General features: G+C 68.9%; 17 protein-coding genes and 1 tRNA gene. 7 read left to right on the top strand and 11 right to left on the bottom strand.

The window, feature by feature from the left end; genetic code table 11:
* Positions 1-39: 39 nt before the first annotated feature.
* Positions 40-720: an RlmE family RNA methyltransferase gene (locus ACQ450_RS11120; RefSeq protein ID WP_431469319.1), complete on the bottom strand. Its 681-nt coding sequence runs from the start codon at positions 718-720 to the stop codon at positions 40-42.
* The gene (locus tag ACQ450_RS11115; protein ID WP_188053592.1) at positions 717-1766 is read right to left on the bottom strand and encodes a Ppx/GppA phosphatase family protein; all 1050 of its coding nucleotides are present in this window, start codon (positions 1764-1766) and stop codon (positions 717-719) included. Before ACQ450_RS11115 ends, ACQ450_RS11120 begins: the two co-directional genes overlap by 4 nt.
* A gap of 164 nt (positions 1767-1930) precedes the next feature.
* On the opposite strand from ACQ450_RS11115, the gene ACQ450_RS11110 reads away from it, so the two are divergent.
* A tRNA-Gln gene (locus ACQ450_RS11110) sits at positions 1931-2004 on the top strand.
* A 22-nt stretch (positions 2005-2026) separates the two neighbouring features.
* Here ACQ450_RS11110 and ACQ450_RS11105 read toward each other — a convergent pair.
* The 3 genes from ACQ450_RS11105 to ACQ450_RS11095 form a co-directional block, all read right to left on the bottom strand.
* Positions 2027-3523: an ABC transporter permease gene (locus ACQ450_RS11105; RefSeq protein WP_431469318.1), complete on the bottom strand. Its 1497-nt coding sequence runs from the start codon at positions 3521-3523 to the stop codon at positions 2027-2029.
* Positions 3520-4437, bottom strand: a complete 918-nt coding sequence (locus ACQ450_RS11100) for an ABC transporter ATP-binding protein (protein ID WP_431469317.1) — start codon at positions 4435-4437, stop codon at positions 3520-3522. Before ACQ450_RS11100 ends, ACQ450_RS11105 begins: the two co-directional genes overlap by 4 nt.
* 100 nt (positions 4438-4537) lie before the next feature.
* Complete coding sequence (locus tag ACQ450_RS11095) at positions 4538-5131, bottom strand: TlpA family protein disulfide reductase (RefSeq protein ID WP_431469316.1); 594 nt, start codon at positions 5129-5131, stop codon at positions 4538-4540.
* A gap of 16 nt (positions 5132-5147) precedes the next feature.
* Here ACQ450_RS11095 and argH point away from each other — a divergent pair, with 16 nt between their 5' ends.
* Genes argH through ACQ450_RS11070 form a run of 5 tightly spaced genes read left to right on the top strand, consistent with a single transcriptional unit; the run spans position 5148 to position 9742 of the window.
* The gene (gene argH, locus ACQ450_RS11090; protein ID WP_431469315.1) at positions 5148-6527 is read left to right on the top strand and encodes an argininosuccinate lyase; all 1380 of its coding nucleotides are present in this window, start codon (positions 5148-5150) and stop codon (positions 6525-6527) included.
* A complete protein-coding gene (locus ACQ450_RS11085; protein WP_431469314.1) occupies positions 6524-6763 on the top strand; it encodes a hypothetical protein in 240 nt (79 codons plus the stop codon). The genes argH and ACQ450_RS11085 overlap by 4 nt, the downstream gene beginning before the upstream one ends.
* A 2-nt stretch (positions 6764-6765) precedes the next feature.
* A complete protein-coding gene (gene lysA / locus ACQ450_RS11080) occupies positions 6766-8025 on the top strand; it encodes a diaminopimelate decarboxylase (protein WP_431469313.1) in 1260 nt (419 codons plus the stop codon).
* Positions 8022-8792: an NAD(P)-dependent oxidoreductase gene (locus ACQ450_RS11075; protein WP_431469312.1), complete on the top strand. Its 771-nt coding sequence runs from the start codon at positions 8022-8024 to the stop codon at positions 8790-8792. Before lysA ends, ACQ450_RS11075 begins: the two co-directional genes overlap by 4 nt.
* The gene (locus ACQ450_RS11070) at positions 8789-9742 is read left to right on the top strand and encodes a zinc transporter ZntB (protein ID WP_431469311.1); all 954 of its coding nucleotides are present in this window, start codon (positions 8789-8791) and stop codon (positions 9740-9742) included. The genes ACQ450_RS11075 and ACQ450_RS11070 overlap by 4 nt, the downstream gene beginning before the upstream one ends.
* On the opposite strand, the gene ACQ450_RS11065 is transcribed toward ACQ450_RS11070, so the two are convergent.
* Together ACQ450_RS11065 and ACQ450_RS11060 are read right to left on the bottom strand one after the other, a co-directional pair.
* Positions 9732-10319 carry a response regulator gene (locus ACQ450_RS11065; protein ID WP_431469310.1) on the bottom strand — a complete coding sequence of 196 codons (588 nt, stop codon included), beginning with the start codon at positions 10317-10319 and terminating at the stop codon, positions 9732-9734. The two genes, ACQ450_RS11070 and ACQ450_RS11065, sit on opposite strands and share 11 nt — an antisense overlap.
* A gap of 81 nt (positions 10320-10400) precedes the next feature.
* A complete protein-coding gene (locus ACQ450_RS11060; protein ID WP_431469309.1) occupies positions 10401-10937 on the bottom strand; it encodes an NADPH-dependent FMN reductase in 537 nt (178 codons plus the stop codon).
* A 45-nt stretch (positions 10938-10982) separates the two neighbouring features.
* Here ACQ450_RS11060 and ACQ450_RS11055 point away from each other — a divergent pair, with 45 nt between their 5' ends.
* Positions 10983-12119 carry a CaiB/BaiF CoA transferase family protein gene (locus ACQ450_RS11055; protein ID WP_431469308.1) on the top strand — a complete coding sequence of 379 codons (1137 nt, stop codon included), beginning with the start codon at positions 10983-10985 and terminating at the stop codon, positions 12117-12119.
* Between the two features lie 9 nt (positions 12120-12128).
* On the opposite strand, the gene fliS is transcribed toward ACQ450_RS11055, so the two are convergent.
* Genes fliS through fliR form a run of 4 tightly spaced genes read right to left on the bottom strand, consistent with a single transcriptional unit; the run spans position 12129 to position 15898 of the window.
* Positions 12129-12527 carry a flagellar export chaperone FliS gene (gene fliS / locus ACQ450_RS11050; RefSeq protein ID WP_431469307.1) on the bottom strand — a complete coding sequence of 133 codons (399 nt, stop codon included), beginning with the start codon at positions 12525-12527 and terminating at the stop codon, positions 12129-12131.
* A 5-nt stretch (positions 12528-12532) separates the two neighbouring features.
* Positions 12533-13945, bottom strand: a complete 1413-nt coding sequence (gene fliD / locus ACQ450_RS11045; RefSeq protein WP_431469306.1) for a flagellar filament capping protein FliD — start codon at positions 13943-13945, stop codon at positions 12533-12535.
* A 43-nt stretch (positions 13946-13988) separates the two neighbouring features.
* The gene (locus ACQ450_RS11040; protein WP_188053572.1) at positions 13989-15125 is read right to left on the bottom strand and encodes an EscU/YscU/HrcU family type III secretion system export apparatus switch protein; all 1137 of its coding nucleotides are present in this window, start codon (positions 15123-15125) and stop codon (positions 13989-13991) included.
* Positions 15125-15898 (bottom strand): flagellar biosynthetic protein FliR, encoded by a 774-nt coding sequence (gene fliR, locus ACQ450_RS11035; protein ID WP_188053570.1) that lies wholly within the window; start codon positions 15896-15898, stop codon positions 15125-15127. The genes ACQ450_RS11040 and fliR overlap by 1 nt, the downstream gene beginning before the upstream one ends.

Genomic DNA, 15898 nt, shown 5'->3' with positions numbered 1-15898 from the left:
CGGCATCGTGCCGTGGCCCCTTTTTCATGCCGTCGCGGGTCAATCCTGATCGCGACCCTTGAAGCCCTGCGCCACGACATACCATTCGACCGAGCCCTTGCGGCTGGCGGGCGGCTTGGCGTGTTTGACCGTGGCGAAGCGGCGCTTCATCGCGGCGACGAGCGCCGAATCGGCGCCGCCGGCGAACACCTTGCCGACGAAGGCTCCGCCCGGCTCGAGCGTTTCGCATGCGAAGTCGAAGGCAGCCTCGACCAGCGCCATGGTGCGCAGCGCGTCGGTTTGGGGATGGCCGACGGTATTCGCCGCCATGTCCGAGAGCACGAGATCGGGCGCACCGCCCAGCCCCTCGATCAGCCGATCCGGCGCGGCATCCTCCATGAAGTCCATCTGCAGGATGGCGACGCCTTCGATCGGATCGACCGGCAGCAGGTCGATCCCGACGACCGCCGCATTCGGCAGCTTGCGGCGGACCACCTGACTCCACCCGCCCGGCGCGATGCCCAGATCGACGATCCGCCGCGAACCCTTCAGAAAGCCGAATTTCTCATCGAGCTCGATCAGCTTGTAGGCGGCGCGGCTGCGATATCCCTCCGCCTTGGCGCGCTTCACATAGGGATCGTTCAGCTGCCGCTCCAGCCAGCGAACCGATTGCGAGCTGCGCCCGCGCGCGGTGCGCACCCGCTGGCGCCCGACACGGTTGCCGCTTCCGCCCCGGCTCATGCGCGCGCTCCGGTCATCAGCCGGCGCAGGATGCCCTCGCGGATGCCGCGATCCGCGATCCCCAGCCGCTCCGCCGGCCAGAGATCGAGGATGCATTCGAGGATCGCGCATCCCGCGACCACCAGATCCGCGCGCTCGGGACCGACGCAGGCCACGCCGGAGCGCTCCGCCAGGCTCATTCCGGCGAGGCGCACGCTCACGTCGCGCATCGCGCGGCTCGGCACGATCAGCCCGTCGATCACGCCGCGATCATAGGCGTCGAGGCCCAGATGGACGCTGGCGAGCGTCGTCACCGTGCCGCTGGTGCCGAGCAGCCGGCGCCGGCCCGGCGGCGGATCGAGCCGCTCGGCAAAGGCGGCGAAGCTCTCCGAAACGCGCGCCCGCATGTCGGCATAGGCCGCGGTGCGCTCGGCGTCGCTGTCGCCGCGCGCCGCCGCCTCGGTGAGCGACACCACGCCCCAGGGCGCGCTGTGCCAGTCCAGGATGGCGGGCACCGGCTCGGTCGAATCGACCAGCACCAGCTCGGTCGAGCCTCCGCCGATGTCGAACACCAGCGCGGGGCCGTCGCCCGGTTCCAGCAGGGCATGGCAGCCGAGCACGGCAAGCTGGGCCTCTTCCTCGGCAGTGATGATGTCGAGCGCGATCCCGGTTTCGCGATAGACGCGCTCGATGAATTCGGGGCCGTTCGAGGCCCGGCGGCACGCCTCGGTCGCCACCGATCGGGCGAGTGTCACGTTGCGGCGCTTCAACTTCTCGGCGCAGATGCGCAGCGCCGCGACGGTGCGTTCGATCGCGGCATCGCTCAGCCGGCCGTTACTGGCCAAGCCCTCGCCGAGCCGTACGATCCGCGAAAACGCGTCGACCACCGCGAAGCCCGAGCCCTGCGGCCGCGCGATCAGCAACCGGCAATTATTGGTTCCCAGATCGAGCGCGGCATAATGGCGCGCCTCGGGCCAGCGCCCGCGTGCCGGCCCTGCATTCGACCCTGCCGCCCGGGGGGAGCCGGAGCTCCTTCGGCGCGGCACCTGAACGGAGCCGTCCCCCATCTCATTCAACTCGCTTATGTTCTATCCGTCACGGCCCGGATGCCCGAACCGACCGGCGCTTGGCAGGGAGGCTAGCGCAGAGCCGCAGGCGGAGCAAGGCAAGCCGCACGAGCGGCGTTGACAGCAGGCGAGGCGCCGCCTATTTCGCGCCCCTCGCACGGCATTGCCCTGTCGTCTAATGGTAAGACTACGGACTCTGACTCCGTCAATCGTGGTTCGAATCCACGCGGGGCATCCAGCCGCTGCTTCCTTGAAGCTCCCTAGACTTCGCTTCGCCGGCGCATGAGCTGGCCGATGCGGGCCAGCGTGGGCTTTTCGCCCGCCGAGAGCAGGCTCGCGCGGAAGACGCGGCCCAGGAAGACGAACTCGAGCACGATGAACAGCGCGAGCAGTGCCCCGGCGCCGAGCAGCTCCCACAGCGGCACGCCCGTCCCCAGCCGGGCAAGCATCGTGAACGGCGTATAGAGCGGGATCCACGTCATCAGCTGGATCAGCAGCCCGCCCTCTTCGCGCAGCACCGCCTGAGCGATGAAGGCGAAGGGCATTGCGATCACCAGGATCACCGGCGTCAGATAGCTCTGCGAATCGCGGAACGAATCGCTCATCGCACCGATCGCGAGGAAGATCATCGAGACCATCAGATAACCGGCAAGAAAGAAGTAGAGCATCGTCAGCGCGGTGCCGGGGGAGGCGAGCGGCGCGAGGGCCGGGCGCAGAAACTCGGCGACCGCGCTCTGTGTCGCAAAGGCGGCGAAGACCGCGCAGCCGGTCCAGAACAGAACCATCACCAGCCCCACCGCGACCGTGCCGAAGAGCTTGCCGTAGAGCAGCTCGTTCGGGCTCACGCAGGCGAGCACCGTCTCGATCAGCTTGTTCGAGCGTTCCTCGACCACGCCCTGCAGCATCCAGCTTCCCGAAAGCAGCAGCGACATCAGCAGCATATAGGCGCTGAGCAGCGGTAAGACGGATCGGATCAGCACCCGCTCGCGGCCGCCGCCGGGCGGCGGCGTGCTCACGGCGATGGCGGGAGTAAGCGTGCTGGCGGTCGCGGCCTGTTCGGACGACAGGCCCGCGGCAATGAGATAGCGCGTGCGCAGATCGCGCGTCAGCACCTGCTGGAGCGTCTGGACGAATCCCTGCGAGACCCGACCGTCGGACCAGATGCGCACCGGCGCCGCCTCGGAGCCGAAGTCGGCGGGAACGAAGACGATGTAATCGACTTCCTGCCGGCCGCTCTCTTCGGAAGGATCGAGCCAGCCATCGGCCCGCGCGTCGAGCTCGCCCGGTGCCGCATTCGCCAGATCGGCCGGCGTTTCGACCAGCTCGTACCAGGGCTCGGGAGCGTCAAATTCCGGCGTTTCCTCGCCCGCCGCACGCCGCATCGTCGCCAGCGCCGCATCCGCGCCGCCCGCTTCCACGAAGGCACGAACTTCGTCGTCGCTGTACCAGCGGTCGTGCTGCGCCCAGAGCGCACGCTGGTCGGCATCGTCGAGTTCGTAGCGTTGCGAATAACGCGAGAGTGCCTCGAGGATGCGACGCTGCTCGTCGATCTCCAGACGCTCGCGAATCGCGGCGGCTGCGGTCTCGCGCGCGTCGATCAGCACCACGCGCTCGGTATCCGAATCCTCCATCAGCCGCGGCGCCACTGCGCCGATCGCGAGCGCGACGGGAAGGATCAGCAGCGTGAGCCAGAAGCTGCGCGTCGCCGCGATCTGGCGAAACTCGCGGGCGGCGACGAGAAGGATGTGCTGGATCACGGCTTCACCTCCGCGGCGCCGACGATGTGGATGAAGACGTCGTGAAGGCTCGGCCGGTGCCGCTCGAAACCGCGCAAGGCGAAGCTCCGTTGAGTCGCCGCCTCGAGCAGATCGCCCGGGTCGCCGCCGGGATCGAGCCGGACGTCGTAGCGGGTCCAACCCGCGCCCGCCGGCCCCAGTTCATGCACTTCCACCACGCCCGGCAGCGACGCCGGGGTCTCGCATGCGATCAGCGTCAGCCGCGTCGGCAGCTGCGCGCGCGCCTCGTCCTGCGAGCCTTCGAACGCCTTGCGCCCCTTGGCGAGCAGCAACAGCCGGTCGCACAGCCGCTCGGCATGCTGCATCACATGGGTCGAGAAGATCACGGTCGCGCCATTTTCGGCCGCGCGGCGGATTTCGTCCTCGAGCAGCGCCTGATTGACCGGATCCAGCCCGGAGAACGGCTCGTCGAGGATCAGCAGCCGGGGCTGGTTCACCACGGCCGTGGCGAGCTGCACCTTCTGGGCCATGCCCTTCGAGAGCTTGTCGAGCGTCGTCCTGGCGAAATCGGCGAGGCCGAAGCGCTCGAGCAATATCATCCCCTCGCGCCGCGCATCGGCGGCGGACATGCCTTTCAGCCGGCCGAAATAGACGATCGTGTCGATCGCCTTCATGTTGCGATAGAGCCCGCGCTCTTCGGGAAGAAAGCCGAGGTCGGCGCTGTTCTCGCGCCCCGGTCGGCGGCCGAGCACTTCGATGCTGCCCTCGGTCGGGCGGATGATGTCGAGCACCATGCGCAGCGACGTGGTCTTGCCCGCGCCATTGCCGCCGAGGAAGCCGAACACCTGCCCTTGCGGGACGGTGAAGCTCAGATCGTTCACTGCGGTGACGGCGCCGAAGCGCTTGGTCACATGATCGAGTGTCAGTGCCGCCATTGTTCGCTTCCCCCGGTACGCTCGGCATGTGGTGCGCGATTGTCGCGTACGGATCAACCGCGCGGGCGTGGGAAGCGCCGCGTTACGCCGCGGCAGGGGCCTAGCGTGCTTCGGCGATCAGCTCGGCGGCAGCGGCGCTCGTCCAATCCATGCTGCCCAGCATCCGCCAGACCTCGCGGCCCTGCGAATCATAGAGGATCGTCGTCGGCAAATTGCTCGCATAATGGGCGCTGAGCAGCACTTCGGGATCGAGATAGGGCTCGATCCGCTCGAACCCTGCCTCCTCGAAGAAGGGATCCACCTTTTCGGCGCCTTGCAGATCCTGGCTGACGGTCAGCACCTTGAGCGCATCGCCTTCGCGGACCGCCAGCTCATCGAGCGTCGGCATCTCGGCCACACAGGGCGCACACCAGGTCGCCCAGAGGTTGAGCAGGACCGGCGTGCCGCGGAAATCGGCGAGCGTGACGGCCCTCCCCGCCGGATCCTCGAAGGCAACGTCGGGCGCGATCTCGCCGGCATGGCTGCGGTCGAGCGTGCCGATCTCCTCGACCTGGGCGTCACCAGCGCTGCCGGAAGCGGCGGGCGTGGCGGCGGGGGCGGACACTGCCTCCGCTTGCTCCGGCGCATCGCCTTGCGTATCGCAGCCGCTCGCCATGAGCAGCGCAGGAAGGAGAAGGGCGATCGCCGGTCGCAAGGATAGCTCCAACAGCATGTGGGGCGGGCGCTTCGCGGAAGGCCCGTCGGCGGTGATGCGTGAGATAAACGCCTCGATCCCCTTCGACAAGCGCTTGTGGCGGCAGGATATCGCAGGCTCCAAGGCACATGTGGCGATGCTGGGCGCCCAGGGAATCGTCTCGGCCGGAGATGCCGATGCGATTGCGCAGGGCCTCGATCGCGTCGCGGCGGATTTCGAGGCGCAGGGCGTGCCCGTCGATTACGCGCTCGAGGACATCCACATGGTGACCGAGAGCCGGCTGGCCGAGAAGATCGGGCCGAGCGCGGGGCGGCTGCACACTGCCCGCTCGCGCAACGATCAGGTCGCCACCGACTTTCGGCTGTGGGTACGCGACGCGCTCGACGAGGCCGATGCCGCGCTGGGCCGGTTCCAGGACGCGCTGATCGTGCGTGCGGAGGAGCATGCCGACAGCGTGATGCCCGGCTTCACGCACCTCCAGTCGGCGCAGCCGGTGACGCTCGGCCACCATCTGATGGCCTATTACGAGATGATCGGACGCGACCGCTCGCGGCTGCAGGATGCGCGCGTGCGGCTCAATCTGTGCCCGCTCGGCTCTGCCGCGCTGGCGGGGACCGGCTTTCCGATCGACCGCGAGGCCACTGCCGCGGCGCTGGGCTTCGACGGGCCGACGCGCAACTCGCTCGACTCGGTTTCCGACCGGGATTTCGCGCTCGACTATCTCGCCGCAGCCGCCCAGTGCAGCCTGCACCTCAGCCGGCTGGCCGAGGAATTCGTGATCTGGGCGAGCCAGCCGTTCGGCTTCGTGAAACTGTCCGACCAATGGTCGACCGGCAGCTCGATCATGCCGCAGAAGCGCAATCCCGACGCCGCCGAGCTGGTCCGCGGCCATGCCGGGCGTATCCTGGGCTGCCTCACCAGCCTGATGGTGACGATGAAGGGGCTGCCACTCGCCTATTCGAAGGACATGCAGGACGACAAGCCGCCGGTGTTCGAGGCAAACGACCTGCTCGGCCTGTCGATCGCAGCGATGACGGGCATGGTCGAGAGCGCCGAATTTCGTACAGACCAGATGCGCGGGCTGGCGGAGAGCGGCTTCGCGACCGCGACCGATCTTGCCGACTGGCTGGTCCGCGAAGCGAATGTGCCGTTCCGCGAGGCGCACCACATCACCGGACGCGCTGTGGCGCGCGCTGAAGCCGATGGCGTGCGGCTCGACCAGCTGCCGCTCGAGGCGCTGCGCGCGGTGGACGACAGGATCGACGATCGGGTGTACGACGTGCTGAGCGTCGATGCCTCGGTCGCGAGCCGCACCAGCTTCGGCGGAACCGCGCCGTCGCGAGTGCGCGAGGCGATCGAGGCGGCACGATCGGCCCGGGCGGAGGAAAGGCGATGAAGCGGTACGGAATCCTGGCGGCGGCGCTGGCGCTGGCCGGCTGCGGTGCGCGCGAGCAGCTCGAGGCGCCTCCGGGCCAGCCGCTCCCGCCCACCCCCTATGGCGCGGAGGAGCCACCGACCGCCGAGGATCTGCTCGCCGCGCCGATGCAGACCCGGCCGGCACGCAGCGACGACCTGATCGAAAGCTCTAGCGAGCGTCGCAGCGACGAATTCGATCTTCCGCCACCCAACTGACGATGGACCATTTCGAGCTTCGCGGCGGCATCCTCCACGCCGAGGACGTGCCGCTCCCGATCATCGCCGAGGCGGTGGGAACGCCGGTCTATGTCTATTCGACCGCCACGCTGCAGCGGCACGCACGAGTGTTTCGCGAGGCACTGGCGGGCGCAGGCGACGTGCACTGCGCCTTCGCGGTGAAGGCCAATCCCAATCTCGCGGTGCTGCGGGTGCTCGCACGCGAAGGCTTTGGCGCGGACGTGGTGTCCGGCGGGGAGCTCGCTCGCGCGCTTGCCGCCGGCATTGCGGCGAAGGACATCGTCTTTTCCGGCGTCGGCAAGTCGCGCGACGAGCTTTCGCTCGGGCTCGAAACGGGGATCGGTCAGTTCAATCTCGAGCTCGAGGAGGAAGGCGTCGTCCTCGCCGAGCTGGCAGCGGCGCGCGGCATGCGTGCGCCCGCGGTGCTGCGCGTCAATCCGGACGTCGATGCCGGAACCCACGCCAAGATTTCCACGGGCAAGGCGGAAAACAAGTTCGGACTACCGATCGATCAGGCGCGCGCGATCTTCGATCGGCTGGCGTCGCTGCCGGGGCTCGATCTGCGCGGCGTCGCGGTGCACATCGGCAGTCAACTGCTCCGGCTCGACCCGCTCGAAAAGGCGTTCGCGCGCGTCGGCGAACTGATCGTCGAGCTGCGCGCGGCGGGCCATTCGATCAGCCATGTCGATCTCGGCGGCGGGCTCGGCGTGCCGTACCGGCCGGGCGAAGCGCCGCCCAGCCCCGCCGAATTCGGGGCGATGGTGACGCGGGTGACGCGCGACTGGGGCGTCACGCTGATGTTCGAGCCGGGCCGCGTGATCGCCGCCAATGCCGGCGTGCTGCTGACGCGCGTGCTGTGGGTGAAGCCGGGCGTGACACACCCATGGGTGGTCGTGGACGCGGCGATGAACGACCTCGCGCGCGTCGCGCTCTATGACGCCTATCACGATATCGCCGCGGTGCGACCGTGCGGCGAGCGTTTCGTCGCCAACGTCGCCGGGCCGGTGTGCGAGAGCAGCGATGTGTTCGCGAATGCCCGCGAAATCGACCGGGTTCGGCGGGACGACCTCATCGTCCTGCGCAGCGCCGGCGCCTATGGCGCGACGATGGCGAGCACCTACAACAGCCGCCCGCTCGTACCCGAAGTGCTCGTTTCCGGCGAGCGGTTCGACGTAGTCGCCGGTCGGATCACTGCCGAAACGATCATGGCCGCCGAAACCGTGCCGGACTGGCTGACGTGAAGGCCGGGCTGCCCGTCGTGCTGCGGCTGGCGGGTCGGCCGGTGATCCTGCTCGGCGAGGGCGAGGCGGCGGCCGCCAAGCGCCGGCTGCTCGAACGCGCCGGCGCCAGCGTGATCGGCGAAGAAGGCGCGGCGCAGATCGCGATCGTGGCGATCGAGGACGCCGCCGAGGCCGAGGCCGCGGTCGCGCGGCTCAAGGCGCGGGGACTGCTGGTGAATGCCGTCGATCGGCCCGGAATGTGCGATTTCACCACCCCCGCGATCATCGATCGCGATCCGCTGCTCGTCGCAGTGGCGACCGGCGGCGCGTCGGCGGGCCTCGCGGCGGCGGTGCGCCAGCGGATCGAAGCGCTGCTCCCCGCCGATCTGGGCGGGCTGGCGCAGGCGCTGGCACAGGCGCGCGAGGCGATCCGGGATCGCTGGCCCGAGGGCGATGCGCGACGGCGCGCGCTTGGAAGCGCGCTTGCGCCGGGCGGACCGCTCGATCCGCTGGGGAATGGCGGACCCGCGCGCGTCGAGGAATGGCTGGCAACCGGCGCGGCGGAGGACCGTGCGAAAATCTTCACGTTTCGCCTGACCTCCGCCGATCCGGATGATCTCACTCTCCGTCAGGCACGCGCGCTTGCACTCGCCGATCGAGTGACGCACCGCCAGGACGTGCCGCCCGCCATCCTCGATCGCGCCCGCGCCGACGCCGATCGGATCGCCTGCGCCGCTCCACCGGCCGATCCGGGGCCGGGGCTCACGGTCGATCTGGAGATGGCATGAGCGATTTCGCCTATTCGGTCCATGACGCCGCCGTGCGTCGCCTCTCCGCAGCCGAAGCGCTCGGCGAACGCGCGGACCTGGTGTGGATTCACCTGACCTCCGCAGACGAAACGGCGAGACGCTGGCTGGACGAGGAGGCGAAGCTTCCGCCGATCCTGGTCGAAGCGCTCACCGCGGTGGAGACGCGCCCGCGGTGCGATGCAGTCAACGACGGCGCCGTGATCAACCTGCGTGGGCTTTCGTCGGAAACGATGGCCGCTTCCGATCCGCTGGCGTCGATCCGCCTCTATGCGCACGAAGGCCGGGTCTTTTCGGTCACGCGCAAGTCGCTCAACGTGCTCGACCCGGTGTGTGGTCAGGTGGCGGCGGGCGGCATCCACGATCCGGGCGACCTGATTGCCGCGCTTGCGCTGGCGATCACCGAGGAGCTCGACCCGGTCGTAGCCGATCTCGGCGATTCGCTCGACGCATGCGAGGAGCAACTCGCGCCCGGCCGCTCGATCGAACTGCGCCGCCACGTCGCCGAGGTGCGCAGCCGGGCGATCGGCTATCGCCGTTTCCTGGTGCCGCAGCGCGCGGCGCTGGAGAAGCTGGCCGGACTGCCCGGCGACTGGCTGCGCGACGACGACCGGCTGCATCTCGCTGCGGCTTCCGATCGCGCCGCGCGCATGGCCGAGGAAGTGGAAAGCATCCGCGAGCGCGCCGCACTGATTCACGAGACGCTCACCGATCTTCGGGCCGAACAGATCGACCAGCGCGCGCTGGCGATTGCGGTCGTCGCGATGGTGTTCCTGCCGCTGACGTTCCTCACCGGCCTGCTCGGCATGAATGTCGAGGGGATCCCCTTCGCCGAGCGCCCCTGGGCATTCGCCGGCGTGGTCGGGGTCTGCGCAGCGCTGGCGGTGGTGATCGCGGGCTTCTTCGGCCGGCGGCACTGGCTCAGACGCTGAGCCGGTCGAGCTCGTCGTGCAGCGCCTGGATCGATGCGATCAGGCGCCCGCGATCGGCGCGAGTCGCAGCCAGCTCGGTGCGTGCCTCGCCCAGTTCGATGGCGCGCGCCGCGATGCGCGCGTCGAGCGCCAGATTGGAGCGTTTGAGTTCCTCGACGCGGCCGGCGCGCGCCAGCGTGCGCTCGATGCGCGCCGCCAGCACTTCGAATTCGAACGGCTTGGCGAGATAATCGTCGGCGCCTGCCGCCAGCGCCTCCACGGCAGCGCCGGGATCGCTGCGGCCGGTGATCATGATGACGGGCAGGTCGGCGGTCTCGCGCGATCCCCGGATCTCCTGAAGTACCTCGATGCCCGACACGTCCGGCATCATCCTGTCCAGCAGCACGAGATCGAAGCCACGCGCCGAGATGAGGTCGAGCGCTTCGGCCCCGTGGTCGCTGAGCACGACGAGATAGCCGAGATGGCCCAGCCGGTGCGCCAGCACGTTGAGGTTCGCCCGGCTGTCGTCGACCGCCAGAATCGTCCGCGTCGCTCTGCGGCGCACGGGCATCGCCTGCCCTGCCGTCGGCTGATCCATTCCCCCCCCCCTGCTGGCTGGAGGCAAGGCTAGGGCGCGCGCGTCACAAACTGGTTAACGGCGCGGATATCTGGCGGCGGATCAGTCGAGGAAATCGAAAATCTGCGCGACCATGATCGCCATTTGCGGTTCGCAGGCGGCGATCGGATCCTCCTCCGCATTCGTGTTGATCGCCAGCCCCATCGGCGTCGGCCATCCGCGCAACGCGTGGACGATGTCGCGCAGCGCCAAAAGCGTCGAGACCGCCGCCTGCCATCCTCCCGCCGTCGCGATACAGCCGACCGGCATGCCGTCGAAATAGCTGCGCGTGTCGCGGCGCAAGAGCTCGACGTGATCGAGCGCGTTCTTGACCAAGCCCGAGAGCGTACCGTGATAGCCCGGCGAGCCGACGATCACTGCATCCGCGTCGCGCAGCGCCTCGACGAACCGCGCCACCGCGGGGTCATCGCCGGCGGTTTGGGGATCATAATGGCCGAAGGCGATCGCGTCGCCGGTGAGCAGGGTGGTACGGGCGCCGCGAGTCTCCGCCATGGCGAGTGCCGCCGCGAGCGCGCCGGCGGTGCTCGATTCGGGCCGGAGCGTTCCTCCGATCGCGACGATATGTGGTTGCCTCATCATCGTCCCGCTAGCGGAAAGGCGGCCGTGAGGCCACCGGCAACGCGCATGGCCACTCGCGCGACCGACCGCTATGACCGATTCGGACAAAGCATGGGGGTGCGGATGGTCGGAGTGAGTCACGGGCCGCTGGCGGGTGTGCGGATCGTCGAATTCGACGCGACCGGACCGGTCCCGCTCTGCGGAATGCTGCTGGCGGACCTCGGCTGCGACGTGGTGCGTATCCGCCGCTCGGGGCCCGACGGCAGCGCAGTGGCGCCCGCGCTTTATCGCGGCCGTTCGGAGATCGCGCTCGACCTGACCGACGTTGCCGCGCGCGAACAGGCACTGGCGCTGATCTCGCTCACCGATGGCGTGATCGAGGGGTTTCGCGCCGGCACGATGGAGCAGCTCGATCTCGATCCGAGCCGCTGCCTGACCGCCAATCCGCGACTGGTGTACGGCCGCATGTCCGGATGGGGGCAGGACGGGCCGCTCGCACGCCGCGCCGGCAACGACATCAATCATCTCGCCCTCACCGGCGCATTGCATGCGATCGGCACGGGATCGACTCCGGTGCCGCCGCTCAACCTGATCGGCGAATATGGTGGCGGCGCGCTCTACCTCGCGCTCGGTATGGTTTCCGGCATTCTCTCCGCCCAGGCGACCGGCCGCGGGCAGGTGATCGACGTCGCGCAGATCGACGGCGCGGCCTCGCTGATGACGCTCTATTATGCCCTCCATGGCGCGGGGCGCTGGGTGGATGCCCGTGCTTCGAATCTGATCGACGGCGGCGCGCCCTTTTATCGCTGCTATGCCTGCGCGGACGGTCGCCACGTTGCCGTCGGCGCGCTCGAGCCCCCCTATTTCCGGGCCTTGTGCGAGGGACTGGGGCTCGAGCCCGGCCGCTTCAAACAATATGATCGCGCCTGCTGGAGCGACATGACGACGGCCTTCTCCGAAGCCTTTGCCACGCGCGGCCGCGACGACTGGGCAGCGCAGTTCGAGGATAGCGACGCCTGCGTCACCCCGGTGCTGTCGCTCGCCGAAGCGCCCGATCATCCGCACAACCGTGCACGCGAAACCTTCAACATGCAGGAAGGCGGCGTGCAGCCGGCGCCCGCACCGCGCTTTTCCGGATCGCCCTGCGCAGCCGTGCCGCCGGAGCCGGCGAGCGTCGATCAGCTGCTCGCACGCTGGGAATAGCTGTCCGGTTCAGCTCGACGTGATGCTCGCCCAGGCAGCCGCGATTTCGGCCAGGCTGGCGGCGGCATCCCGGAAGGGGGCGGGATCGCTTCCCAGGCTGGCGGCGCCGATCTGCTGGCGCAGCCCGTGATAGAAGCTGGCCAGCGTGCGGGACACGTCGCCACCCTTGTCGAAATCCAGCCCGGCCTCGAGCGCGAAGAGGATCGCCATGGCGCGCGACACGCGCTCGCCGCGCAGCGCCGAATTCTCGTTCTCCGCCGCCCAGGCCGCCGTCCGCAGCGCAGCCACACCCTCTTCGTAAAGCAGGCTGACGAGCTGATGCGGATCGGCGCCGCCGGCGCGGCTCGCCAGTCCGACCTGACGATAGGTGGCGGCGGGATCGCCGGCGAGAACCGTGGCATAGCGCATCGCAGTCAATCCGCGTTCCAGGCGTCGATCTGCTGCTGCAGGAAGCTCTGCGTCGACTTGTAGGCGGCGACTTTCGAGTCCATCCGCGCGAATTGCTGGGTCATCCGCGCGCGCAGTGCCTCGGCGGCGGCGAGTGCCTCGCTGCGATCTTCCTCAAGATTGCCCGCTGCTTCGGTATAGCGCGCCTCGCTTGCGCCAAGGCCGGTGGCGGTGCTCGCCGCGGCGGTCGAGATGGCAGCGAGCGCCGCGGGAAGACCGCTTTCGGCGCGGAACATCGCTTCGACTGCCTCGGGATGGGTCGTGAGCGCCGCGCCAAGGCGATCGGCGTCGATGCGGAGCGTCCCGTCGCGGTTCGTGGCGACGCCCAGCGCAGCGAGCGTCGTCGGCGCGTCCGTGCCCGCGCCGGGCACCAGCGGCGCCAGCGTCAGCCGCGCCAGCGACTGCGCCAGTGTCCGCGCCGCCATGTCGCTGCGCAGCGACCCGGCGACGGGATCCACCTCCGCCTGCACGATCGACAGCAGCTCGTTATAGGTGTCGACGACGTCGGCGACCGCCTGGCGCAGCGCCTCGGTGGGCGATGTGCTTCCGATCCGCACGATCGTGCCCGGCTGTGCCGAGACCAGATCGATCCGAACGCCGGGAATAAGGTCGGACAGGCCGTTGCCGCTGCGCTTCACGGCGATCCCGTCGACGGCGATTTCCGCATCGGCCGCCGCGCTGCCGATCGTCGTGCCGCTCGCGCCGACGCCGATCGCCAGTGCGGAAAGACCTTCCGCGCCCGGGGTTTCCGTCGCGCTCAGCGTGAACGCCTTGGCCGCGCCCGTCGTACCCTTCAGCACCAGCCGCGCGCCATCCGGGTCGGTCAGTATCGAGGCAGTGACTCCCGCATTGGCGGCGTTGATCGCCTTCATGATCCCTTCGAGGCTCGAATCCGCCTCGCCGATGGCGATATCGATGCTGGTCGCGCCCGGGTCGAAGGCCGACATCGCTCCGTCGGCTACCGTCGCCGTGCCGAAGGTGAGCGTAAGCGTGCCCATGCCCACCGCTGCGGTGGCATCGGCGATCGGCGCCGTGCTCGCGACCTGCGCCGCGGCGAGGCGCCGAACCTCCAGCCGCGCGTCGAGTGTGCCGATCTGCGCGCCCGGCTGTGCGGCGACCGTCACCAGCGATGCGTTCGAGCTCGTCGGCTGAGTGGAGAGCGAACCTGATTTGGCGAGCGCCGTAAGAGCCGTCGAAAAGCCGCTGATGCTGCTCTTGAGCTGGCTCGCCGACGAGATCTGCGCGGTGAGCGCCTCGCTTTTCTTCTCGAGCGTCGCGGTTTTCGCCTGGAACTGGGCATCGACCAGCTGCGAAACCAGCGCGGTGATGTCGATTCCCGATCCTGTGCCCAGCGTCTTCGCAATCGATTCGACGGCCATGATCGTCCCCCTCTCCGATTAAGCGGCAACCGGGCGCAGCGCTTTAGGGCCGGCGTGTCTCCGGGCGACCGTTTTCGTCGAAACGTGCAGTCTCGGGCACGCTGACGGGGGGCTTACGCCCGCCGGCGGCGGCATTCAGGTTGAAGACGAAGGCAAGCACCGTCGCGATCGCCATATAGAGGTCGTCGCGCACTTCCTGGCCCTCGCGGCTGGTGTAATAGACCGCGCGCGCGAGCTGCGGATATTCGAGCACCGGCACCTGGAATTCGCCCGCCAGCTCGCGGATCGCGAGCGCGGTCTGGCCGCGCCCCTTGGCGACGACCACCGGAACCTGGTCGCTTCCCTGATCGTAGCGCAGCGCGACAGCGAAATGCGTCGGATTGGTGAGCACGACATGTGCTGTGCCGACCGACTTGCGGAAGCCGCCCTTCAGGATTTCGCGCTGGCGCTGGCGCTGCGCCGCCTTGTTCTCGGGCGAACCTTCGCTGTCCTTGTGCTCGTCCTTCACTTCCTGCTTGCTCATCTTGAGCTTCTGCAGCCGCCGCACGATCTGGATCGGCAGGTCGATCCCGGCAATGATGGCGAGCCCCGCCGACATCGCGAACAACAGCATCAGGAAATGCCCGCCGAGCGCGCCGACCGCCTGGTGCACGTCGGAGGAGACGAGACCGACCGAGGGCCGCGCCACGAGCCACAGCATCCAGCCGCCGATCGCTGCCAGCAGCACCACCTTGAGCAGCGACTTGCCGAGTTCGATCCAGCCATTCGCGCCGAAGATCCGCTTGAGGCCCGAAGCAGGATTGATCCGCGAGCCCTTGGGCATGAGCAGCTTGTTGTTCCAGCTCAGCGCGCCCAGCGCTCCTTGGCTGAGAACAGCGCCTGCCAGCGACAGCGCGAGGAGCGCGCCGAGGGAGGGCGCGAGCTTCCAGCCTGCCTCCGCCAGCGGGCGCCAGGGCTCGAACGCCTCGATATCGCCGCGGCCGAAGGTGAAGCTCGCCGCCATCACGGCCTTGCACGCGCCGAGCAGCCCCGGCCCGAGCAGCGCGATCCAGCCGCAGCCGAGCAACACGCCCAGCGCGGCGGCGAACTCGCGGGATTTGAGGACGTCGCCGTCGTCGCGCGCCTTTTGCTTGCGCTTGGGCGTCGGGGCTTCCGTCTTTTCGCCGAAGCTTTCGGCCATCAGCCCAGCACCAGCGCCTGCGCGGCGTCGAGCGCCTCGCGGATGATCACCAGCAGATAGTCCCCCATCGCCGGCAAGGCGATCAGGATCGCGACGACGCCGAGCGCGAGGCTGGCGGGCAGGCCTACCGCGAACAGGTTGAGCGCCGGCGCCGAACGCGAGAGCATGCCGACGACGATGTTGAGGCACAACAACAGAAAACCGACCGGCAGCGCGAGCAGCAGCCCGGCGACAAAGGCATAGCCGCCGAAGAGGGCGATGTTCAGCAGCCGCTCGGGCGCGAGCCATGCCTCGCCCGGCGGCAGCGCGTCATAGCTGCGCACAACGAGATCGACGAGGACCAGATGGCCGTCGACCGACAGGAACAGCAGCGTCAGCAGGATCGACAGGAACTGGCCGAGCGCGGGCGTGGCCGCGCCGTTTTGCGGATCGACCGCGGCGGCGAAGCCGATGCCCATCGAAATGCCGATCACTTCGCTTGCCACCAGCGGCGCGGCGAAGGCGATCTGGAGCACGAAGCCGAGCGCAAGCCCGACCAGCGCCTCGGCCGCGACCATCAGCATCGTGGTGAGCGAGAAAATCTCCGCGGGCGGAACGACCGGCGCGACGTGCATCACCAGCACCCCGATCGCGCCGGTAAGCGCGATCCGCGCTGGCAGTGGCACCGAAACCGCGCTGAAGACCGGCGCGGCGATGAACGCCGCGCCGATCCGCACCATCGCAAAGAGCAAGGCCCAGAGCTGCGGCTCGATCGAAAGGCCGAAGCCCATCAT

The sequence above is a fragment of the Sphingosinithalassobacter sp. LHW66-3 genome (genome assembly GCF_050703275.1).
In the GTDB taxonomy this organism is placed as follows: domain Bacteria; phylum Pseudomonadota; class Alphaproteobacteria; order Sphingomonadales; family Sphingomonadaceae; genus Sphingomonas.
This window is presented reverse-complemented; position numbering and strand designations above follow the sequence as displayed.